The organism is Burkholderia sp. Bp8994 (genome assembly GCF_003853805.1).
Taxonomy (GTDB): Bacteria; Pseudomonadota; Gammaproteobacteria; order Burkholderiales; family Burkholderiaceae; genus Burkholderia.
On sequence record NZ_QTQH01000017.1, the window covers coordinates 74,072 to 93,348 of the forward strand.

At 67.5% G+C, this 19,277-nt stretch carries 20 protein-coding genes and 4 tRNA genes; 10 read left to right on the top strand and 14 right to left on the bottom strand.

Features of this window, described 5'->3' with window-relative positions:
- Positions 1 to 105: 105 nt before the first annotated feature.
- Both otsA and otsB read right to left on the bottom strand, forming a co-directional pair.
- Positions 106 to 1,482, bottom strand: coding sequence for an alpha,alpha-trehalose-phosphate synthase (UDP-forming) (gene otsA / locus DIE04_RS19700; RefSeq protein WP_124521351.1), 1,377 nt, complete (start codon positions 1,480 to 1,482; stop codon positions 106 to 108).
- Positions 1,479 to 2,231 carry a trehalose-phosphatase gene (otsB, locus tag DIE04_RS19705; RefSeq protein WP_124487418.1) on the bottom strand — a complete coding sequence of 251 codons (753 nt, stop codon included), beginning with the start codon at positions 2,229 to 2,231 and terminating at the stop codon, positions 1,479 to 1,481. Before otsB ends, otsA begins: the two co-directional genes overlap by 4 nt.
- A gap of 283 nt (positions 2,232 to 2,514) precedes the next feature.
- Between otsB and DIE04_RS19710 the strand changes: the two genes are divergently transcribed.
- From DIE04_RS19710 to DIE04_RS19720, 3 genes are read left to right on the top strand one after another with little or no spacing between them, the layout of a single operon-like run.
- On the top strand, positions 2,515 to 3,162 hold the full coding sequence (locus DIE04_RS19710; protein ID WP_124521353.1) for an SCO family protein: 648 nt from the start codon (positions 2,515 to 2,517) through the stop codon (positions 3,160 to 3,162).
- Between the two features lie 24 nt (positions 3,163 to 3,186).
- Positions 3,187 to 3,627, top strand: coding sequence for a copper chaperone PCu(A)C (locus tag DIE04_RS19715; RefSeq protein WP_124573257.1), 441 nt, complete (start codon positions 3,187 to 3,189; stop codon positions 3,625 to 3,627).
- 10 nt (positions 3,628 to 3,637) lie between these two features.
- On the top strand, positions 3,638 to 4,510 hold the full coding sequence (locus DIE04_RS19720) for a cytochrome c oxidase assembly protein (protein WP_124521357.1): 873 nt from the start codon (positions 3,638 to 3,640) through the stop codon (positions 4,508 to 4,510).
- Between the two features lie 14 nt (positions 4,511 to 4,524).
- Here DIE04_RS19720 and DIE04_RS19725 read toward each other — a convergent pair whose 3' ends face one another.
- Positions 4,525 to 5,016: a GNAT family N-acetyltransferase gene (locus DIE04_RS19725; RefSeq protein WP_124487421.1), complete on the bottom strand. Its 492-nt coding sequence runs from the start codon at positions 5,014 to 5,016 to the stop codon at positions 4,525 to 4,527.
- Positions 5,017 to 5,144: 128 nt separating this feature from the next.
- Entirely contained in the window at positions 5,145 to 6,011 is an 867-nt protein-coding gene (locus tag DIE04_RS19730; RefSeq protein ID WP_124521359.1) for a pirin family protein, read from the bottom strand.
- Between the two features lie 110 nt (positions 6,012 to 6,121).
- Between DIE04_RS19730 and DIE04_RS19735 the strand changes: the two genes are divergently transcribed.
- Together DIE04_RS19735 and DIE04_RS19740 are read left to right on the top strand one after the other, a co-directional pair.
- A complete protein-coding gene (locus tag DIE04_RS19735) occupies positions 6,122 to 7,039 on the top strand; it encodes a LysR family transcriptional regulator (protein ID WP_124521360.1) in 918 nt (305 codons plus the stop codon).
- Positions 7,040 to 7,203: 164 nt separating this feature from the next.
- Positions 7,204 to 7,716 (top strand): GAF domain-containing protein, encoded by a 513-nt coding sequence (locus tag DIE04_RS19740; RefSeq protein ID WP_124487423.1) that lies wholly within the window; start codon positions 7,204 to 7,206, stop codon positions 7,714 to 7,716.
- A gap of 127 nt (positions 7,717 to 7,843) precedes the next feature.
- On the opposite strand, the gene map is transcribed toward DIE04_RS19740, so the two are convergent.
- Positions 7,844 to 8,650, bottom strand: coding sequence for a type I methionyl aminopeptidase (gene map / locus DIE04_RS19745; protein ID WP_124521362.1), 807 nt, complete (start codon positions 8,648 to 8,650; stop codon positions 7,844 to 7,846).
- Positions 8,650 to 8,889: a ParD-like family protein gene (locus tag DIE04_RS19750; RefSeq protein WP_124521364.1), complete on the bottom strand. Its 240-nt coding sequence runs from the start codon at positions 8,887 to 8,889 to the stop codon at positions 8,650 to 8,652. Before DIE04_RS19750 ends, map begins: the two co-directional genes overlap by 1 nt.
- 140 nt (positions 8,890 to 9,029) lie before the next feature.
- Between DIE04_RS19750 and DIE04_RS19755 the strand changes: the two genes are divergently transcribed.
- Together DIE04_RS19755 and DIE04_RS19760 are read left to right on the top strand one after the other, a co-directional pair.
- Complete coding sequence (locus DIE04_RS19755) at positions 9,030 to 9,689, top strand: helix-turn-helix domain-containing protein (protein ID WP_124521366.1); 660 nt, start codon at positions 9,030 to 9,032, stop codon at positions 9,687 to 9,689.
- Positions 9,686 to 10,234: a GNAT family N-acetyltransferase gene (locus DIE04_RS19760; protein WP_044844756.1), complete on the top strand. Its 549-nt coding sequence runs from the start codon at positions 9,686 to 9,688 to the stop codon at positions 10,232 to 10,234. The genes DIE04_RS19755 and DIE04_RS19760 overlap by 4 nt, the downstream gene beginning before the upstream one ends.
- A 332-nt stretch (positions 10,235 to 10,566) precedes the next feature.
- Here DIE04_RS19760 and DIE04_RS19770 read toward each other — a convergent pair.
- From DIE04_RS19770 to uvrC, 6 genes are all read right to left on the bottom strand, one after another.
- Positions 10,567 to 10,640: transfer RNA gene (locus DIE04_RS19770), tRNA-Cys, on the bottom strand.
- Between the two features lie 101 nt (positions 10,641 to 10,741).
- Positions 10,742 to 10,817, bottom strand: a tRNA-Gly gene (locus DIE04_RS19775).
- A gap of 51 nt (positions 10,818 to 10,868) precedes the next feature.
- Positions 10,869 to 10,944 (bottom strand) — tRNA-Gly (locus tag DIE04_RS19780).
- Positions 10,945 to 10,997: 53 nt separating this feature from the next.
- A tRNA-Gly gene (locus DIE04_RS19785) sits at positions 10,998 to 11,073 on the bottom strand.
- A 144-nt stretch (positions 11,074 to 11,217) separates the two neighbouring features.
- Entirely contained in the window at positions 11,218 to 11,805 is a 588-nt protein-coding gene (pgsA, locus tag DIE04_RS19790; RefSeq protein WP_124487447.1) for a CDP-diacylglycerol--glycerol-3-phosphate 3-phosphatidyltransferase, read from the bottom strand.
- A gap of 99 nt (positions 11,806 to 11,904) precedes the next feature.
- On the bottom strand, positions 11,905 to 13,953 hold the full coding sequence (uvrC, locus tag DIE04_RS19795) for an excinuclease ABC subunit UvrC (RefSeq protein ID WP_124521368.1): 2,049 nt from the start codon (positions 13,951 to 13,953) through the stop codon (positions 11,905 to 11,907).
- A 76-nt stretch (positions 13,954 to 14,029) separates the two neighbouring features.
- Between uvrC and earP the strand changes: the two genes are divergently transcribed.
- From earP to DIE04_RS19810, 3 genes are all read left to right on the top strand, one after another.
- A complete protein-coding gene (gene earP, locus DIE04_RS19800) occupies positions 14,030 to 15,226 on the top strand; it encodes an elongation factor P maturation arginine rhamnosyltransferase EarP (RefSeq protein ID WP_124521370.1) in 1,197 nt (398 codons plus the stop codon).
- Between the two features lie 138 nt (positions 15,227 to 15,364).
- The gene (gene efp, locus DIE04_RS19805) at positions 15,365 to 15,922 is read left to right on the top strand and encodes an elongation factor P (RefSeq protein WP_044844759.1); all 558 of its coding nucleotides are present in this window, start codon (positions 15,365 to 15,367) and stop codon (positions 15,920 to 15,922) included.
- 270 nt (positions 15,923 to 16,192) lie between these two features.
- Positions 16,193 to 17,578: a sigma-54 dependent transcriptional regulator gene (locus tag DIE04_RS19810; protein ID WP_044844760.1), complete on the top strand. Its 1,386-nt coding sequence runs from the start codon at positions 16,193 to 16,195 to the stop codon at positions 17,576 to 17,578.
- 157 nt (positions 17,579 to 17,735) lie between these two features.
- Here DIE04_RS19810 and nagZ read toward each other — a convergent pair whose 3' ends face one another.
- Together nagZ and acpS are read right to left on the bottom strand one after the other, a co-directional pair.
- A complete protein-coding gene (gene nagZ / locus DIE04_RS19815; protein WP_124521372.1) occupies positions 17,736 to 18,764 on the bottom strand; it encodes a beta-N-acetylhexosaminidase in 1,029 nt (342 codons plus the stop codon).
- 16 nt (positions 18,765 to 18,780) lie between these two features.
- Positions 18,781 to 19,218 (bottom strand): holo-ACP synthase, encoded by a 438-nt coding sequence (gene acpS, locus DIE04_RS19820; RefSeq protein WP_044844762.1) that lies wholly within the window; start codon positions 19,216 to 19,218, stop codon positions 18,781 to 18,783.
- Positions 19,219 to 19,277 lie beyond the last annotated feature (59 nt).

Here is a 19,277-nt window from a genome sequence, read left to right on the forward strand (position 1 = left end):
CGCCCAGGCAGCATCCCGTCCTGGCAGCCGATAAAAAAACCGCCGTGCGCGAAGCACGGCGGTTTTTTCATGGCGCAGCGCGACCGTCGCCGCGCTGCACGCGGATTACGCGCGCTGCAGGTCGCGCAGGAAGTTGTCGCGCCACACCGACACGTTGTTTTCGCGCAGCTGCGCGATCATGTCCGCATAACGCGCGCGCCGCTCCGCGAGCGGCATCGTCAGCGCCTGCGACAGCGCATCGGCCATCCCGTCGATGTCGATCGGATTGACGATCAACGCGCCCGTCAGCTCGCGCGCGGCGCCCGCGAAGCGCGACAACACCAGCACGCCCGGATCGTCCGGATTCTGCGCGGACACGTACTCCTTCGCGACCAGGTTCATCCCGTCGCGCAGCGGCGTCACGAAGCCCACGCGGGCGAGGCGATACAGTGCGGCCAGCACCTGCCGATCGTACTGGCGGTGAATGTAGAGGATCGGCGCCCAGTCGAGCTCCGCATAGCGGCCGTTGATGCGCCCCGACTCCGCTTCGAGCTGCAGGCGGATGTCCTGGTACGCGCGCAGATCGGCGCGCGTCGACGGTGCGATCTGCAGGAACGACACGCGGTTGCGGATCGAGGTCTGGTGCTCCAGCAGCTTCTCGAACGCGCGGAACCGCTCGACGAGCCCCTTCGAATAATCGAGCCGGTCGACGCTCATGATCAGTTGGCGCCCGCGCAGCGACGTGGCCATGCGCGCGGCCTTGCCGTGCTCGCCCGCCTGCGCGAGCGACGCGATCTCGTCCGGATACACGCCGATCGGATAGGCGGCCGCGCGCAGCGTGTTGCCGAACGCGCTCACGCGCACCGTGTGCCCTTCGCGCGCCACTTCGCCGCCGGCCTCGAACTCGATGTAGTCGCAGAACGCGCGCAGGTCCGGCTCGGTCTGGAAGCCGAGCAGATCGAACGCGCACAGCGACTCGACGAGCTCGCGATGCGGCGGCACGTTGACGAGCACCTGCGCGGCCGGAAACGGAATGTGCAGGAAAAAGCCGATGCGGTTCTTCACGCCGGCCGCACGCAGCGCACGCGCGAACGGGATCAAGTGATAGTCGTGCACCCAGATCACGTCGTCGTCCCGCAGCAGCGGCACGAGCTGCTGCGCGAGCCAGACGTTCACTCGGCCGTAGCCGTCGAACTCGTGGCGGTCGTACTGGATCAGGTCCGCGCGGTAATGGAACGCGGGCCACAGCGTCGCGTTCGAGAAACCGCGGTAATACTGGTCGTAATCGCGGCGCGACAGCCCGACGGTCGCGAACGTCACGGGGCCGCGCTCCTCGATGCGGATCTGCGGCGCACCGGACGCGACCACCTCGCCGCTCCAGCCGAACCACATGCCGCCCGTCTCCTTCAGCGCATCGTAGACGCCGATCGCGAGACCGCCCGCCGCCGGCTCGCCTTCCGAAATCGGGGCGACGCGGTTCGAAACGATGATGAGTCGACTCATGCGCCCTGCAGCTCCGCGCCAAGCCAGCGGGCGATCTGCGCGTGCAGCGCGTCGACCGAGTCGAGCCGCGTGCGGGCCGACGTCTCGCCCGCGCCGACCTTGATCGACAGGCCGCCGCGCGCGTTGACCACCGCGAATCCCTTCTCGTCGGTCAGGTCGTCGCCCGCGAACAGCGGCACGCGGCCTGCGAACGGCGGCTCGTCGAGGAACGCGGCCAGCGCGCGCCCCTTGTCGACACCCTTCGGCTTGATCTCGAACACCATCTTGCCGGGCTGCAGCACGTACGCATCCGCATATTCGGCGACGAGGCGCTCGGCCGCCGCGCGCGCGGCCGGCTCACGCTCGGGCGCGTTGCGGTAGTGCAGCGCGACGGCCGCCCCCTTGATTTCGAGCAGCATGCCCGGATGACGGTCGACGACGGCCGCGAGCTCGCGCTCGATGCGCAGCAGCCGTTCGTCGTTGAAGCCGATGCGCTGCGTGTCGCCGTTCGCGTCGCGCCGCTCGGCGCCGTGCAGGCCGGCGATCGGCAGGTCCGGCATGTTCAGGAACGTGTCGAGGTTGTCGATGCCGCGACCCGACACGATGGCGACTGCACCGTGCGAACGGCGCCGCAGTTCATCGAGCAGCGTCAGCAGCGACGCCGGCACGTGAATGCTGTCGGGCGTCGGCGCCAGCTCGACGAGCGTGCCGTCGAAGTCGAAAAAGAACGCGGTATCGGTCAGGGACAGGGAAGCCGGAACGGATTGCATCGATTCGATGGTCTGAGAGCGGCCTGCCAACGCGGGGGCCGCCGCTGCGAGAATGGAATTGTGCGCATCTTACCGCGCCTGCGTACCGAGATGGGCGAAACCGGTGCGGGGCTTGCCTCGCGCCGCCGTCCGCGTCAACTGCGACATATTGCCCCGCTCGCCCGTGCCGTACGGGTTTCGAAAGGACGCGGGCGCGGGAATTGCGCTACAGTCGGCAACCGCCGGCCGCGCGACGCATGGCGCCGCGCCGGCCGACGACCGTTCCGTCCGATCGAGCCCCAGGATGTCGTCTGCCCGTCCCGCGCCGCACTGGCGCTTCCTCAGCCTGACCCGCCTCGTCCGCGCGGCCGCGGCGCTGACCGCCGCCGTCGCGCTCGCGGCCTGCACGCACGACGAGCCGGGCTGGCGCCTGACCAACGTCACGGGCCACCTGCCCGACCTGTCGTTCACGCTCACCGGCGGCGACGGCCGCACGGTCGACGCGAACGCGTTTCGCGGCCGCATCGCGCTCGTCTACTTCGGCTACACGCACTGTCCCGACGTCTGCCCCGAAACGATGGCGCGGCTGATGGAAGTGCTCGCGAAGCTCGGCCCGCAGGCGAACGGCGTGCGCATCCTGTTCGTCTCGGTCGATCCCGCGCGCGACACGCCGCAGGCGATGCAGTCGTACGTCGCCGCGTTCGATGCCGCGCACGCGCGCGGCCTGACCGGCACCGACGGCCAGATCGAATCGCTCGCGAAACGCTATCGGGTGGCGTACCAGATGGAAAAACGCGACCCGTCCGGCGGCTACGAAGTCACGCACAGCTCGGCCGTGTACATCTTCGACGCGAACGGCCGCGCGCGCCTGCTCGCGACCGACCGCGATTCGCCCGACGCGATCGCCGCCGATGTACGCCGGATCATCGACACTGCCTCCACCTCCTCCTGAATTCCGAACTCCGACATCTCCGACATGAAGACGACCCTCAAGACGCTCGCCCTCCTCGCCGCGCTGTGCACCGCTGCGCAAGCCTGTGCCGCGGGCGCGATCACCGCGCAGAATGCATGGGTGCGCTGGCTGCCGAACCGGCTGCCCGCGGGCGGCTACGTGACGCTCGTCAACACGGGCGACAAGCCGGTCGATCTGGTCGACGTCGACAGCCCCGACTACGGGATGGCGATGCTGCACCAGACCGTGTCGAACGGCTCGACGCAGAAGATGGAAATGGTCGACAAGCTGACGATCCCCGCGCGCGGCAAGGTCGACATCGCGCCGGGCAGCTATCACTTCATGCTCGAGGAACCGAAGCACGCGATCAAGCCCGGCGACACCGTGCGCCTGCGCCTGAATTTCTCCGACGGCGAAACGGTCGACACGCCGTTCGCCGTGAAGTCGCCGGCCCAGGCGAAGTGATGCGCGCGCGATGAACGTCCTGTACTGGCTCGATCCGTGGGAACCGTCGCCGACCGTGGTCATCGCGGTGCTGACGGCCGCCGTGCTGTTCGCGCGCGGCGTGAAGAAGGCGAAGGTGTCGCCGCTGCGGCAGTTCTCGTTCTGGCTCGGGCTGACGGCGCTCTACATCGCGCTGCATACGCGGCTCGACTACTTCTTCGAGCACGAATTCTTCCTGCACCGCGCACAGCACCTGGTGCTGCATCACCTCGGGCCGTTCTTCATCGCACTGGCCTACCCGGGCGCCGCGATCCGCGCGGGCATTCCGTTTCGCTGGCGGCAGCGCTTCGTGCGCCCCGCGCTCGCGTGGGCACCCGTGCGCGCGACGCTCGACGTGGTGTTCCATCCGGTCGTCGCGGTCGTGCTGTTCGTCGGGCTGATCTATTTCTGGCTGCTGTCGCCGATCCACTTCGTCGCGATGCTCGACTGGCGCCTGTATCGCGTGATGAACTGGAGCATGGTGATCGACGGGCTGCTGTTCTGGTGGCTCGTCGTCGATCCGCGTCCCGCGCCGCCCGCGCGGCTGTCGCCGGGCCGCCGGATCCTGATCGTCGTCGCGGCGATTCCGCCGCAGATCGCGCTCGGCGCGCTGATCTTCTTCACGCCGCACGAGCTGTATCCGATCTACTCGATCTGCGGACGCGCGTTCACGTGGCTCAGCCCGCTGCGCGACCAGCAGATCGGCGGCCTGCTGCTGTGGATTCCGGGTTCGATGATGAGCGTGATCGGCGCGCTGATCGCGCTGCGGCACTGGTTGCGGTTGTCCGCGCGCGGCCGCTTGATCGAAGAGCGGGCTGCCGCCCTGCACGCGGCACGCCCGCCGGTGACGCGCGCCGCCCACTGACGGCGCGCCGCGCGTCAGCCGCGCGCGCTGGTCATCCACACGTGCGGGATGCCGTCCTCGTCGTGCACGTCCGAACTCGGCGTGAAGCCGAATGCCCCGTAGAAGCGCTGCAGGTGCGCCTGCGCATGCAGGCTCACCTGCGCATCCGGCCACTGCGCGCGGATGTGCCCGATCGCGCGAGAGAGCAGCGCGTTACCGAGGCCGGCGCCGCGAAACGCGGCGGTCGTCAGCACGCGGCCGATGCGCACGTCAGGGTGCTGCGCATCCGGCAGCAGCACGCGCAGGTAACCGGCGAGACGGCCCGCGGGATCGTATGCGGCCAGGTGCCACGCAGCCTGGTCCGCACCGTCGATGTCGCGATAGACGCAGTTCTGCTCGACGACGAACACGGCGCTGCGCGCGTCGAGGATCGAATAGACTTCGCGCGCCGTCAGCGCGTCGAAGAATTTCCAGTGCCAGTCGAGATCGTCGGCATGCAGGGATGCGGCGGGTGCGGAAGCATTCATGGTCGGTCCTGATTCGGGCGCGCCGGCCGGCGCGCGGCAACCGTCGATTATGCCTCGAAGCGCACGCGGCACGCGTGCCGCCCTTCCGCGCGCGAAAAAAAGGCCCCGCATTGCGCGGGGCCTGTCCGTCATGCCGGCATCTGGCCGAAGCGGCCGTTGTTGAAATCCTCGATCGCGGTCCGGATTTCCTCTTGCGAGTTCATCACGAACGGGCCGTAACCGACGACCGGCTCATCGATCGGCTCGCCGCTCAGGATCAGCAGCTTGGCGTCGCCGTTCGCTTCGATCTCGACGTCGCGGCCGTCGCGGCTCAACTGCACGAACTGCGCTTCACGGGCGACCGTCTCGCCGTTCACCAGCAGCGTACCGCTCAGCACGACCACCGCGAGCGTGCGCCCTTCGGCGATCGGGAACCGCGCACGGCCGCCGGCTGCGAGCCGCACGTCCCACACGTCGATCGGCGTGTGCGTGCGGGCCGGGCCGCGCCGGCCGTCGAATTCGCCCGCGATGATCCGCGCGCGACCTGCGCCGTCCGGCAGTTCGACCACCGGGATGTCCGCGTCCAGAATCGTCTGATAGCCGGGCGCACCCATCTTGTCGGCGGCGGGCAGGTTCACCCACAGCTGCACCATCTCGAGCGGGCCGCCCCGCTTCGTGAACGCTTCCGAGTGGAATTCCTCGTGCAGGATCCCGCTCGCGGCCGTCATCCACTGCACGTCGCCCGGGCCGATCACGCCGCCCGCACCGGTCGAGTCGCGGTGCGCGACTTCGCCGTCATAGACGATCGTCACCGTTTCGAACCCGCGGTGCGGGTGCTGGCCCACCCCGCGCGGTGCCGAAGCCGGCTCGAAGTTCGCGGGACCCGCGTAGTCGAGCAGCAGGAACGGGCTCAGGTGCGTCCCGTGAGACTGGTAGCTGAACATCGAACGCACCGGGAAACCGTCGCCGACCCAATGACCGCGCGGCGCACTGTACACACCCTGGATCTTCTTCATTTGCCTTCTCCGAATTGCGGCGAAACACGTGTTTCGCAACCTGAGTAGGAATATAGAGGTGGAACGATCGATCCGGTAGACTGCCAAAATCGCACTCAGCGTTCTATTTCATGAACGATAACGAACGGGATCTGAACGATCTCTATTACTTCGTGCAGGTGGTCGAGCACGGCGGCTTCGCGCCGGCCGGGCGCGCGCTGAACATGCCGAAGTCGAAGCTGAGCCGCCGCATCGCGCTGCTCGAGGCGCGGCTCGGGATGCGGCTGATCCAGCGTTCGACGCGCCGTTTCACCGTCACCGACGTCGGCCAGACCTACTACGCGCATTGTCGCGCGATGCTCGTCGAGGCGGACGCCGCCGACGAGGCGATCGCGCTGCTGCACGAGGAGCCGCGCGGCATCGTGCGGCTCAGTTGCCCGGTCGTGCTGCTCGATTCGCTGGTCGGCACGATGATCGCCGCGTTCATGGTCGCGTGCCCGCGCGTCGAGATTCACCTGGAAGCGACCAACCGGCGCGTCGACGTGGTCGGCGAAGGGATCGACGTCGCGATCCGCGTGCGCCCGCCGCCGCTCGAGGACAGCGACCTCGCGCTGCGCGTGCTGGCCGAACGCGGCCAGTGCCTCGTCGCGAGCCCCGCGTTGCTGCGCGAGCGCGGCGTGCCGGCCGTCCCCGCCGACCTGACCCGCCTGCCAAGCCTCGATCACGGCGTGCCGCAGGCCACGCACGTGTGGCGGCTGCGCGGCCCCGACGGCGCGCATGCGGAAATCCACCATCAGCCGCGGCTCGTCACGGGCGGCATGCTCGCGCTGCGCGCGGCCGCCGTCGCGGGGGTCGGCGTCGTGCAGCTGCCGACGATGATGGTGCGCGACGAAGTCGCGCGCGGCGAACTGGCGACCGTGCTGCCGGACTGGGCGCCGCGCCGCGAGATCGTGCATGCGGTGTTCGCGTCGCGGCGCGGGCTGCTGCCCGCGGTGCGCGCGCTGCTCGATTTCCTGGCCGAGCGGTTCGCCGAACTCGAGCCCGATTGAGCGGCATCGCCACGGCGGTCACCCCGCGTTCGGCGTTCGGCGTGTGCGTCGCGAACCGGACGCTGCAGACCGGCCGCGCGTGCCGTAGACTGCGGGACGCGCATCGCGCTTTTCACGCCGTTTTCACAACCCCGCTGTTCACAACCTCTTTTCGCCTTTCAGCCATGTTCACGCTGTCCACCGACCCTCACGCCTCCAAGGCCGAACTCTATGCGACGCTCGTCGAGCAGGCACGCGCGCTCGTCGAATCGGAACGCGACCTGACCGCGAACGCCGCGAACTTCTCCGCGCTCGTCTATCACTCGCTCGACCGCCTGAACTGGGCCGGCTTCTATTTCTTCGACGGTTCGGAACTCGTGGTCGGGCCGTTCCAGGGCAAGCCCGCGTGCGTGCGGATCGCGCTCGGCAAGGGCGTGTGCGGCACGGCTGCGCAGACCCGCGAGACGCAGGTCGTGCGCGACGTGCATGCATTCCCCGGCCATATCGCCTGCGATGCCGCGTCGGAATCGGAAATCGTCGTGCCGCTGGTCGCTGCCGACGGCACGCTGATCGGTGTGTGGGACGTCGACAGCCCCGTCGCCGCGCGTTTCGACGACGAGGACCGCAACGGAATGGAAGCGCTGTGCCGCGTGTTCGTCGAACACGCGTGGCAGAAGGCGCGCGGTCGAGCCGCGTGACGCTGCCAGCGGCGGCTGCGGAGGCCGCAGCCTGCTGATCGCGCCGCTTGGCCGCCAACGAAAACGGGCCCCGCTCATTCACGCGGGGCCCGTTTTCGTTGCGTCGCGGCGCGCAGCGCGCCGCGTGTCAGGCCGCGTGCGTGCCGGAAAGCGCCGCGAACGCCGGCGGCTTCACGTCGTCCGACAGGATCTCGAAGCCCTGCTCCGTCACGACGACCATGTGCTCCCACTGCGCGGACAGCGAATGATCCTTCGTGACGACCGTCCAGCCGTCCGCCAGCACGCGCGTATCGCGCTTGCCCGCATTCAGCATCGGCTCGATCGTGAAGATCATCCCCGGCCGCAGCGGCACGCCGGTGCCCGGGCGACCATAGTGCAGCACCTGCGGCTCGTCGTGGTACACGTCGCCGATCCCGTGCCCGCAGTACTCGCGGACCACGCTGAATCCCTCACGATGCGCGACCTGCTGGATCGCATAGCCGACGTCGCCGAGCGTCGCGCCGGGACGCACCGCGCGGATGCCCGCATGCATCGCCTCATAGGTCGTCGCGACGAGGCGCCGCGCGAGTTCGCCCGGCTCGCCGACGAAGTACATGCGGCTCGTGTCGCCGAACCAGCCGTCCTTGATCACCGCGATGTCGAGATTCACGATGTCGCCGTCGCGCATCGGCCGCGACGACGGAATGCCGTGACAGACCACGTGATTGACCGACGTGCACAGGGTTTTCGGATAACCGTGATAGCCGATGTTCGCCGGGATCGCGCCGAGCACGTTGACGATATATTCGCGGCAGCGCACGTCGAGCTCGTCGGTGGTGACGCCCGGTTTCACGTGTTCGGTGATCATCGTCAGCACCTGGGACGCGAGCTTCGCGGCCTCGCGCGACTTGGCGATTTCCGCGGCACCGCGGATCGGGATTTCGCGCCTCGCCATTACGCCACCTGCTCGATGCCGTGGGCGACGACCGATTCCGTGCGGCCGGCATCGCCGCCGCGCGCTTCGGTCTCGATCAGCAGCCGGCAGATATCGCCGTAGGACAGCGACGGGTTGAGTTCCGCCAGCATCCCGACGCGCAGCCAGTGCTCCGCCTGTGCATTGATCGAACGGCTCAGCGCGGTACTGGTCGAGCGCAGCCGTTCGTGCATGTGCTCGGATATCTTGATGATTCCCATATGTCTCTAATTAAACGAAATATAGTCGTTTCGTATATTACGCTCACCCCGGTCGCCCGGCAAGCGCCCGGCTGCCGGCGAATCGCCGATCCGGGATCCCGTTGACATCGAATTCCAACTTGCTGGAAAATAAATCCATCATGAAAGAATCAACCGACGCCCCTGGCGACGACACCGGCATCAACGAACGCATCGCCCGGCGCGTGCGCGAGCTGCGCACGCTACGAGGCTACACGCTCGATGCGCTCGCCGCGCGTTCCGGCGTCAGCCGTTCGATGATCTCGCTCATCGAGCGCGCGTCGGCGAGCCCGACGGCCGTCGTGCTCGACAAGCTCGCGGCCGGTCTCGGCGTGTCGCTGGCCGGGCTGTTCGGCGGCGATCGCGACGACGCGCCCGCGCAACCGCTGGTGCGGCGCGCGCAGCAGGCGGAATGGCGCGATCCGGCGTCCGGTTACGTGCGGCGCAACCTGTCGCCACCCGGCTGGCCGTCGCCGATCCAGCTCGTCGAAGTCGATTTCCCGCCCGGCGCGCGCGTCGCGTACGACTCCGGCGGGCGCGAAAGCGCGCTGCATCAACAAATATGGGTCATCCACGGGCGCGTCGACGTCACGTACGGCGACCAGCTTCACGAACTTCACGAAGGCGACTGTCTGGCCATGCGCGTCGATCAGCCGCTGATTTTCAGCAACCCGTCGTCGCACGTCGCGCGCTATGTCGTCGCGATCTGCGATGTCCCCGCCGCCGCCGGCGCGCGGAGTGTTTCATCCGTTCAAGGCCGACAGGCGCAGGAGCCCGCATGAATTCCCCGAAACCGCGCGAAGACGTGCGCCTGATCGATTGCAGCGAGGCCGAGCATGCCGCGGCCATCCTCGACATCCTGAACGACGCGATCGTGAATTCGACCGCGCTGTACGACTACCGGCCGCGCCCGCCGGAAGCGATGGTCACGTGGTTCGCGACGAAGCGCGCCGGCGGTTTTCCGGTCGTCGGCGCGGTGGATGAATCGGGCACGCTGGTCGGCTTCGCGAGCTGGGGCACGTTCCGCGCATTCCCCGCGTTCAAGTACACGGTCGAACACAGCGTGTACGTCCACCGCGACCATCGCGGCCGCGGGCTCGGCGAGCTGCTGCTGCGCGAGTTGATCCGGCGGGCGCGCGAAGCCGAAGTGCATGTGCTGGTCGGCTGCATCGATGCGACCAACGGCGGCAGCGTCGCGCTGCACACGCGCCTCGGCTTCGTGCACTCGGGCACGATCACCGAAGCGGGCTTCAAGTTCGGCCGCTGGCTCGATGCGGCGTTCTATCAGCTGAGGCTCGACACGCCGGCTCGGCCGGTCGATGGCTGATCGGCATCGCCGAATGTTTGGCACGCTCATGATGACGCGGGCGGCCGCTGCCGCGGTCCGGAAAACGGCATCGACACCCCGTCGGATCTCGAATCGGAAATTCGCAAACAGGTTTTAGACGAACCGGCCGACGGCAACAATCCGAATCGCAGGACGATCATGCTGCCGATCCTGAACAGCAAGGGCCGGCATCTGCTCGCGATTTACGACTATGGCGGCAAGAGCACGTCGAAGTGCGAGCGGGTGACGCTGACGTATCCGGCGGAGTAGCCGGGCGGATCGAGCGCAGAAAAAAGAAAAGCCCCGCCGAAGCGGGGCTTTTCTTTTCTTGCTGGAGGCGCGAGCCGGAGTCGAACCGGCCTAAACGGCTTTGCAGGCCGCTGCATAACCGCTTTGCTATCGCGCCAAAAGCGGACTGTCCGGATGCCGTTGAGGCAAGCGACAGATTTTTTATTCGAGGACCAACAGTCCATCAAATAAAAAGGGAAGCGTGGCTTCCCCATGACTTGGAGCGGGAGACGAGTCTCGAACTCGCGACCTCAACCTTGGCAAGGTTGCGCTCTACCAACTGAGCTACTCCCGCATTGTCCTGCACCTGCAGCGCTTTGCCTTACAACACGCTGCCAGAAAAATCTGGAGCGGGAGACGAGTCTCGAACTCGCGACCTCAACCTTGGCAAGGTTGCGCTCTACCAACTGAGCTACTCCCGCATGTGTCCTGCATCTGCAGCGCTTTGCCGTACAACACGCTGCCAGAAAAAATCTGGAGCGGGAGACGAGTCTCGAACTCGCGACCTCAACCTTGGCAAGGTTGCGCTCTACCAACTGAGCTACTCCCGCGTATTGCTGCGCTACTGCTTCCCCGTCACACACTTACTTCGTCGTGCAGCGGAGAAGCGAGATTATGTCGAAGGCACATTCGTGTGTCAAGGGCTTTTCCAGCCCTTTTTCCAAAAAACTGGGAAACGACCGTGCAGGGGCCGGTCACGCGCCGCCGCGCTCGCGAATCTGCGGCCATGCGAGCTTCATGTAGTACAGCATCGACCAGATCGTCAGCACCGCGGCGAGGTACATCAGCCACTCGCCCCACGCGCGCGTGTCGATCGTCGCGATGCCGAGCGGCAGCGGGCCGTAGTACAGCAGCATCGGAATCGCGACCATCTGGCACGCGGTCTTGAACTTGCCGAGCTGGTTCACCGCGACGCTCTTCGACGCACCGATCTGTGCCATCCATTCGCGCAGCGCCGAAATCGCGATCTCGCGGCCGACGATCACGAGCGCGATCGCCGCATCGACCCGCGAAATCTGCACGAGGATCAGCAGCGCGGCCGTCACCATCAGCTTGTCCGCGACCGGATCGAGGAACGCGCCGAACGACGACGTCTGGTTCCACTTGCGGGCGAGAAACCCGTCGAACCAGTCGGTCAGCGCGGCGAGGATGAAGATCGCCGCCGCCGCGAGGTTGCGGTGCGCGCCGCCCATCACCGTGTCCGGCAGATAGAACACGCCGACGACGAGCGGGATCAGCACGATCCGTACCCACGTCAGGAAAATCGGGAAATTGAACGGCATGGCATGCGGGTCAGTAAAGGATTCGCAATTGTGCCGTGTCGACCGGCCTGCCACAAGAACGCGAGATCGCGCTCAGGCGCGGCCGGTCGCACGGCCGGATCAGTGAAGCTGCTTGTAGATCTGCTCGGCGAGCGCGTGCGAGATGCCGTCGACGCTCGCCAGCTCCTCGACGCTCGCCGCGACGACACCGCGCAGCCCGCCGAACCGCGCAAGCAGCCGCTGCCGGCGTTTCGCACCGACCCCTTCGAGCTCCTCGAGCCGCGAGGTCTGGCGCGCCTTCGCCCGTTTCGCGCGCATCCCGGTGATCGCGAAGCGGTGCGCCTCGTCGCGGATCTGCGCGACGAGCATCAGCGCGGCGCTCTCCTTGCCGAGTTCGAGCGGCGTGCGGCCGTCCGCGAACACGAGCGTCTCGAGGCCGACCTTGCGCCCCTCGCCCTTCGCGACGCCGACCAGCATCGACGTATCGAGCCCGAGCTCGGTGAACACCTGGCGCGCGATCTCGACCTGCCCCTTGCCGCCGTCGATCAGCACGATGTTCGGCAGCAGGCTCGATGCCTCGGCCTGGCGCGTCGATTCGCCGTCGATGCCGGCCGCATCGTCGGCGGCCGCCGCCTGCGCGGCCTGCTCGACCATCTTCTCGTAGCGGCGCGTCAGCACCTGCCGCATGGCCGCGTAATCGTCGCCCGGCGTGATGCCGGTGATGTTGTAGCGACGGTACTCGCCCGACTGCATCTTGTGATGGTGATAGACGACGCACGACGCCTGCGTCGCCTCGCCCATCGTATGGCTGATGTCGAAACATTCGATCCGCAGCGTCGCGAGATCGTCGCTTTCGAAGCCGAGCGTTTCCGCGAGCGCGCGCGTGCGCGCCTGCTGCGAACCCTGCTCGGACAGCAGCCGCGCGAGCGCGATCTGCGCGTTCTGCTCGGCCATCGACAGCCACGCGCGCCGCTGCCCCTGCGGCTGCCGCACCAGCGAGACCTTGTGACCGGCCTGCTCGGACAGCAGCTCGAGCAGGTCGCGGCTCGCGGGCGCATGGCTCACGACCAGCACGGGCGGCACGCGATTGCCGAGATAGTGCTGCGCGATGAACGCATCGAGCACCTCGGCCTCCACCGACGCGCCCGCGTCACGCGCGGCGGCAGCATCTTCCGCGGGCCGCTCGGGCAACGCCGCAGCGGTGTCGTCGGCAGCCTCCGCTGCCTCGCCCTCGCCCTCGCCCTCGGCCTCGTCGCCGAGCCCGCCTTCGGCCAGCGTCAGCGCACTTTCGACGTGCGCCGGGAAATAGGCCTTGTCGCCGAGATGCCGGCCGCCGCGCACCATCGCCAGGTTCACGCACACGCGTCCGCCCTGCGCGACCACCGCGAGGATGTCGACGTCGCTGTCGCTGCCGACCTCGATCGCCTGCTGGTGCAGCACCGTCGCGAGCGAGCTCATCTGGTTGCGCACGGCGGCTGCCTGCTCGAACTTCAGCTCGGCCGCGAACGCGTGCATCTTTTGCTCGAGTTCCTTCATCACTTCCGATTGCCGGCCGAGCAGGAAGCGCGCGGCGTTCGACACGTCGATCGCGTAGTCGTCCTCGGAAATCGCGCCGACGCACGGCGCCGTGCAGCGCCCGATCTGATGCAGCAGGCACGGCCGCGTGCGATTGTTGAAGACCGAATCCTCGCAGGTGCGCAACTGGAATACGCGCTGCAGGATCTGGATGCTCTCGCGCACGGCCCACGCGCTCGGGAACGGCCCGAAATACTGGTTCTGCTTGTCGACCGAGCCGCGGTAGTACGCCATGCGCGGAAAGCGGTGCGCGGTGAGCTTCAGGTACGGATACGACTTGTCGTCGCGAAACAGGATGTTGTAGCGCGGCGCGAGCGCCTTGATCAGGTTGTTCTCGAGCAGCAGCGCTTCCGCCTCCGAGCGCGTGACGGTCGTCTCGATGCGCGCGATGCGCGTGACCATCATCGCGATGCGCGGCGACAGCTGCGTCTTCGTGAAATAGCTCGAGACGCGCTTCTTCAGGTCGCGCGCCTTGCCGACGTAAAGCACGGCGCCCGCCGCATCGTAGTAGCGGTAGACGCCCGGCATGTGCGGCAGTTGCACGAGGATCTTCTTCGGTTCGAACGGGGTGTCGGCGGCTTCTGGGGATGTCATGCGCGATTCGGGTGCCTTGTGGCGCGGAACGGGTCCATTAGAATCGCCAGTTTAGAGCATTCACCGGTCCGCTTCGATGCCCCGCACCGCCCCCGCCTCCCCTGCCTCCGCTGCGCCGCTCGCGCCCGACGAACCGATCGCGTGCGACCTCTTCTGCACCGTGATCGACAACTTCGGCGACATCGGCGTGTGCTGGCGCCTCGCCCGCCAGCTCGCGCACGAGCACGGCTGGCAGGTGCGCCTGTTCATCGACGACCTGCGCACGTTCGCGCGGCTGCTGCCGGGGGTCGATCCCGATGCCGGGCGGCAGACGCTCGACGGCATCGTGATCGAGCACTGGCATGCGGAAGTCGGCGACGCACTGGAGATCGCCGACGTCGTGATCGAGGCCTTCGCGTGCGAGCTGCCCGGCGCCTATCTCGCCGCGATGGCGCGCCGCGCGCGCCGCCCGGTGTGGATCAATCTCGAATACCTGAGCGCCGAGGACTGGGTCGCCGATTTCCATTTGCGGCCGTCGCCGCATCCGCGCTATCCGCTGCTGAAGACGTTCTTCTTCCCGGGACTGTCGGCCGGCACGGGCGGCGTGCTGAAGGAACGCGACCTCGACGCGCGCCGGACCGCCTTCGAAGCCGACGCGGCGGCGCGCACCGCCTGGTGGCGGCATGCGACGGGCGACGCGCCACCGGCGCCGGGCACGACCGTCGTCAGCCTGTTCGCGTATGAGAATCCGGGCGTCGACGCACTGCTCGCGCAGTGGCGCGACGGCGCGTCGCCCGTCGTCGCGCTCGTGCCCGCCGGCCGCGTGTCGCCGGCCGTCGCCCGCTTCTTCGGGGTCGAATCGTTCGGCGCCGGCGCGCGCGCAAGCCGCGGCAATCTGACCGCGTACGGGCTCGCGTTCGTCCCGCAGGCCGACTACGACCCGCTCCTGTGGGTGGCCGACGTCAACTTCGTGCGCGGCGAGGACTCGTTCGTCCGCGCGCAGTGGGCGCGCAAGCCGTTCGTATGGCACATCTACCCGCAGGCCGACGATGCGCACCTGCCGAAGCTCGACGCCGCGCTCGCGCACCTGTCGGCCGGCCTCGCCGACGCACCGCGCGCGGCACTCGGGCGCTTCTGGCATGCATGGAACGGCGCCGGCACGCCCGACTGGGCCGATTTGCTGCAACACCGTGCCGCACTGGATGCCAACGCGGCGTGCTGGGCCGACGCGCTGGCGAGCGTCGGCGATCTCGCCGGAAAGCTGGCGGAATACGTAAAATCTCAGTTAAAATAAGCGGTTATCCGACGGCTGACCACGCAAGCGCTCGCGTTTGGGGCTCTTGGCACCTACCGGAACGCACCGCCGCTTGCGCCGTCAGCCGTTGCGCAACGCTCAGGCACCTATTTATTTGATTGGATCAGGACAGTTTTTATGAAGACCGCACAGGAACTCCGCGTAGGCAACGTCGTGCAGATCGGCAGCGAAGCATGGGTCATCGCAAAGGCGGAATACAACAAGTCGGGCCGCAACTCCGCCGTCGTCAAGATGAAGATGAAGAACCTGCTGACGAACGCAGGCCAGGAATCGGTCTACAAGGCTGACGACAAGTTCGACGTCGTCGTGCTCGACCGCAAGGAAGTGACGTACTCGTACTTCGCCGATCCGATGTACGTGTTCATGGACGCCGACTACAACCAGTACGAAGTCGAAGCGGAAATGATGGGCGAAGCGCTGAACTACCTCGAAGACGGCATGGCGTGCGAAGTCGTGTTCTACAACGAGAAGGCGATCTCGGTCGAACTGCCGACGATCCTGGTTCGCGAGATCACCTACACGGAACCGGCCGTCAAGGGCGACACGTCGTCGGGCAAGGTGCTGAAGAACGCCAAGCTCGCAACGGGCTTCGAACTGCAAGTGCCGCTGTTCTGCAATACCGGCGACAAGATCGAAATCGATACGCGTACGAACGAATATCGCAGCCGCGCGTAATCGCCTGCGATTTCCGGATCGAACAAAGCGCCCTGCGGGGCGCTTTTTGTTTGTCTGGCGTCAACAGCAGCGGGCGTGGGCACCATGGACAGCACGAAATCCAGCATTAAAGGTATTCAATTTGTATCATCGGTAACTGTTTTATAGCGTGAAAGAAATAATGCACGTCAGGCGTTCAGCGGGGCATAAAATCAGTTTTTAATCTGACATGCGGCTGCGGCCGGCTCGATGGCCGACAGCCCGCCTCTCTTGACTCGACTCGCGTCCACCATGCCACACGCCCTGATTGTCGAAGACGATCCCAACAGTCTGTCCGGCCTGACCGCGCTGCTCGCCGCAGACGGCTTCTCGGTCGACACGGCCACGTCGCTCGCCGAGGCACGCACGGCGCTCGGCCGCTCGATTCCCGATGTCGTCCTGGTCGACCTGAACCTGCCGGACGGCAGCGGGTTCGATCTGCTCCAGCACCTGCCGCAGCAGCAACCGAACGGCTCGCTGCCGGTGATCGTGCTGACGGGCAACGCGACGGTCGAGAGCGCGATCGAAGGCCTGCGTCACGGCATCTGGGACTACCTGCTGAAACCGATCAACATTCCGCGCCTGCGCAGCCTGCTGGCCCGGATTCCGCGCCCCTACGAACTGATCGACGAAGTGCGGACGCTGCGCGCGTCGCTGCGCCACCTCGGCCGCTTCGGCGCGCTGGTCGGCCGCAGCGAGGCGATGCAGCACGTGTACGACATGATCGAGCACAACGCGGGCACCGAAACGGCCGTGCTGTTCACCGGCGAAGCCGGCACCGGCAAGAAGCTGGCCGCGCGCACGCTGCACGACCTGAGCCGGCGCCGCAAAGGGCCGTTCGTGTCGTTCGACTGCCGCACGATCGCCCAGGCCGGACGCCACGGCGCGTCGCTCGACAGCGTGCTGTTCGGCCATGAACGCGGCGCGTTCGACGGTGCCGAGCGGCGCGAGTCGGGCCTGTTCGAACAGGCCGGCGGCGGCACGCTGTTCCTCGACGAGATCACCGCACTGCCGCTCGTGCTGCAGGAGGCGCTGCTGCATGCGCTCGACTCGCAGAACTTCATGCGGATCGGCGGCACGAGCTCGATCGCGAGCGACTTCCGGCTGATCGCGACCACGCGCCGCCCGGCCCGCGAGGCGGTCGCGAACGGCATGCTGCGCGAGGATCTGTGGCTGCGTCTCGATGCGGCGTCGATCACGATGCCGCCGCTGCGCGAACGCGACGGCGATGTCCTCGCCATCGCGGACGCGCTGATCGACGACCTCAACCGCGAAGCGCGCGGCACCGGCCGCAGCACGACCGATAAGCGCGCAGCGCCGGGCTTCGTGCGCGAATGCGTGTCCTACGAATGGCCCGGCAACGTGCGCGAACTGCAGGAGCGCGTGCGCTTCGCCTATGACGCATCCGGCGATTTCATCGAAACGCTGCGCGCGGGCGAAGCAAGCTTCGCGGCCGGCGCCGCGCTGAACGGCAGCAGCGTTCAGATCAAGGTCGGCACCCCGCTGTCCGACGTCGAGGATCTGCTGATCCGCGCGACGCTCGACGCGGTCGGCGGCACGCGCCATCGCGCAGCGACGCTGCTCGGCATCAGCCCCAAGACGCTGTACAACAAGTTGCAGCGGATGAAGGTCAACTGACCGGGCGGCCGTTGTTCGGGGCGCCGGCCGGAGCTGACGGTTAGTTGCGCAAAGGCGTGTGGCCCCATGCTTCGCCGTCAAAGCAAAAAAGCCGCGCAAAAGCGCGGCTTTTTTGCTTTCGGCAACGGAACAGGCGGCCTCGCACCGCCCTTCCCGCTTACGCCAGTGCGCTGCTCAGCAGCGCCTGCGCCTGCAGATACTCAGGCTGCGCGATCAGCTTGTCCCACTTGAGCGGCTTGCCGCGCGCCCGCATCCGCTTGATGCGCCGCACCGACTCGGCCGACGCCTGCGCCTTCAGGCCGTTCAGCACGACTTCGGCCGCATCCGGCTGGTTGCAGACGAGCACCATGTCGCAACCAGCGGCGAGCGCCGCGTCGGCCGCCTGCGTGAGCGTGCCGCCCTCGCGTGCCGCCTCCATCGACAGGTCGTCGCTGAAGATCGCGCCCGTGAAGCCGAGCTGCCCGCGCAGGATGTCCTGCAGCCACACGCGCGAGAAGCCGGCCGGCCGCTTGTCGACCTGCGTGTAGATCACGTGTGCGGGAATCACCGCGGTCAGCGCCAGGCCGAGCCAGTCGTACGGCGCAACGTCCTGCTTGAGGATCGCGTCGAGCGGCCGGTCGTCGGTCGGCAGCGCGACGTGCGAATCGGCTTCCGCGAAGCCGTGCCCCGGGAAATGCTTGCCGCAGTTCGCCATGCCCGCGAGCGACAGCCCGTGGTTGAGGCTCTTCGCGAGCAGCGTGACGACGCGCGGGTCGCGATGGAACGCACGATCGCCGATCACCTTCGAGTGCCCGTAGTCGAGATCGAGCACCGGCGTGAAGCTCATGTCGATGCCGCATGCGCGCAGCTCGGCCGCCAGGATGTAGCCGACCGCGGTCGCGACCTTCGTCGCGAGCAGCACGTCGCGGTCCCACAGTTCGCCGAGGCGGCGCATCGCCGGCAACACCGTGAAGCCGTCGGTGCGGAACCGCTGCACGCGGCCGCCTTCGTGATCGACGGCGATCAGGATGTCCTCGCGCACCGCGCGGATCGAGTCGGTCAGCGCGGTGAGCTGCGCACGGTTCTGGAAATGCCGCGCGAACAGGATCACGCCGCCGGTGTTCGGATGCGCAAGGCGCCGCGCATCGTCGCGCGACAGGGCCGTGCCGACGACGTCGAGCATGACCGGGCCGGGAGTCGTTTTCATCGAATCGGAAAGTCCGTCAGGGAGTGGTTCGGGAAACAGGTGCGGGTGCAGGCGGCGCTGCGTCGGTCTCGGCGACCACGAACGACACCGCGTAGTCGCGTTCGTCGCTGACCGTCACGCGCGCCGTGATGCCGCGCGCGGCGAGCCAGTCGGCCAGCTCACCCGACGCGACGACGTACGGCTCGCCGCTGCGCTGGTTGAGGGTCTGCAGCGCGCGCCACGTCATCGGCCAGTGCATGCCGAGCCCGATCGCCTTCGAGAACGCTTCCTTCGCGGAAAAGCGCGTCGCGAGAAACGCGATGCCGCGCGCCTCGGAGCGCGCGCGGCGCGCATGGAACACGCGCAGTTCGTCGGGGCCCAGCACCTTCTCGGCAAACCGGCCGCCCGTGCGCTCGAGCACGGCCGCGATGCGGCTCACCTGGACGATGTCGGTACCGATGCCGTAGATCGCCATGTCAGCGCCCGCCGTGACGCACGGACGACGCCGGGTGACGAGCGAAGCGCGCGCGCACG

What these genes read in the sequence shown, in the direction of transcription:
- DIE04_RS19710 (WP_124521353.1), top strand. Translation starts at nt 2,515, where the DNA reads ATGTCGTCTGCCCGTCCCGCGCCGCACTGGCGCTTCCTCAGCCTGACC.
- DIE04_RS19740 (WP_124487423.1), top strand. Translation starts at nt 7,204, where the DNA reads ATGTTCACGCTGTCCACCGACCCTCACGCCTCCAAGGCCGAACTCTAT.
- DIE04_RS19755 (WP_124521366.1), top strand. Translation starts at nt 9,030, where the DNA reads ATGAAAGAATCAACCGACGCCCCTGGCGACGACACCGGCATCAACGAA.
- DIE04_RS19750 (WP_124521364.1), bottom strand. Translation starts at nt 8,889, where the DNA reads ATGGGAATCATCAAGATATCCGAGCACATGCACGAACGGCTGCGCTCG.
- otsA (WP_124521351.1), bottom strand. Translation starts at nt 1,482, where the DNA reads ATGAGTCGACTCATCATCGTTTCGAACCGCGTCGCCCCGATTTCGGAA.
- acpS (WP_044844762.1), bottom strand. Translation starts at nt 19,218, where the DNA reads ATGGCGATCTACGGCATCGGTACCGACATCGTCCAGGTGAGCCGCATC.
- DIE04_RS19735 (WP_124521360.1), top strand. Translation starts at nt 6,122, where the DNA reads ATGAACGATAACGAACGGGATCTGAACGATCTCTATTACTTCGTGCAG.
- DIE04_RS19720 (WP_124521357.1), top strand. Translation starts at nt 3,638, where the DNA reads ATGAACGTCCTGTACTGGCTCGATCCGTGGGAACCGTCGCCGACCGTG.
- pgsA (WP_124487447.1), bottom strand. Translation starts at nt 11,805, where the DNA reads ATGCCGTTCAATTTCCCGATTTTCCTGACGTGGGTACGGATCGTGCTG.
- uvrC (WP_124521368.1), bottom strand. Translation starts at nt 13,953, where the DNA reads ATGACATCCCCAGAAGCCGCCGACACCCCGTTCGAACCGAAGAAGATC.
- efp (WP_044844759.1), top strand. Translation starts at nt 15,365, where the DNA reads ATGAAGACCGCACAGGAACTCCGCGTAGGCAACGTCGTGCAGATCGGC.
- nagZ (WP_124521372.1), bottom strand. Translation starts at nt 18,764, where the DNA reads ATGAAAACGACTCCCGGCCCGGTCATGCTCGACGTCGTCGGCACGGCC.
- DIE04_RS19760 (WP_044844756.1), top strand. Translation starts at nt 9,686, where the DNA reads ATGAATTCCCCGAAACCGCGCGAAGACGTGCGCCTGATCGATTGCAGC.
- otsB (WP_124487418.1), bottom strand. Translation starts at nt 2,231, where the DNA reads ATGCAATCCGTTCCGGCTTCCCTGTCCCTGACCGATACCGCGTTCTTT.
- DIE04_RS19730 (WP_124521359.1), bottom strand. Translation starts at nt 6,011, where the DNA reads ATGAAGAAGATCCAGGGTGTGTACAGTGCGCCGCGCGGTCATTGGGTC.
- earP (WP_124521370.1), top strand. Translation starts at nt 14,030, where the DNA reads ATGCCCCGCACCGCCCCCGCCTCCCCTGCCTCCGCTGCGCCGCTCGCG.
- DIE04_RS19810 (WP_044844760.1), top strand. Translation starts at nt 16,193, where the DNA reads ATGCCACACGCCCTGATTGTCGAAGACGATCCCAACAGTCTGTCCGGC.
- DIE04_RS19725 (WP_124487421.1), bottom strand. Translation starts at nt 5,016, where the DNA reads ATGAATGCTTCCGCACCCGCCGCATCCCTGCATGCCGACGATCTCGAC.
- map (WP_124521362.1), bottom strand. Translation starts at nt 8,650, where the DNA reads ATGGCGAGGCGCGAAATCCCGATCCGCGGTGCCGCGGAAATCGCCAAG.
- DIE04_RS19715 (WP_124573257.1), top strand. Translation starts at nt 3,187, where the DNA reads ATGAAGACGACCCTCAAGACGCTCGCCCTCCTCGCCGCGCTGTGCACC.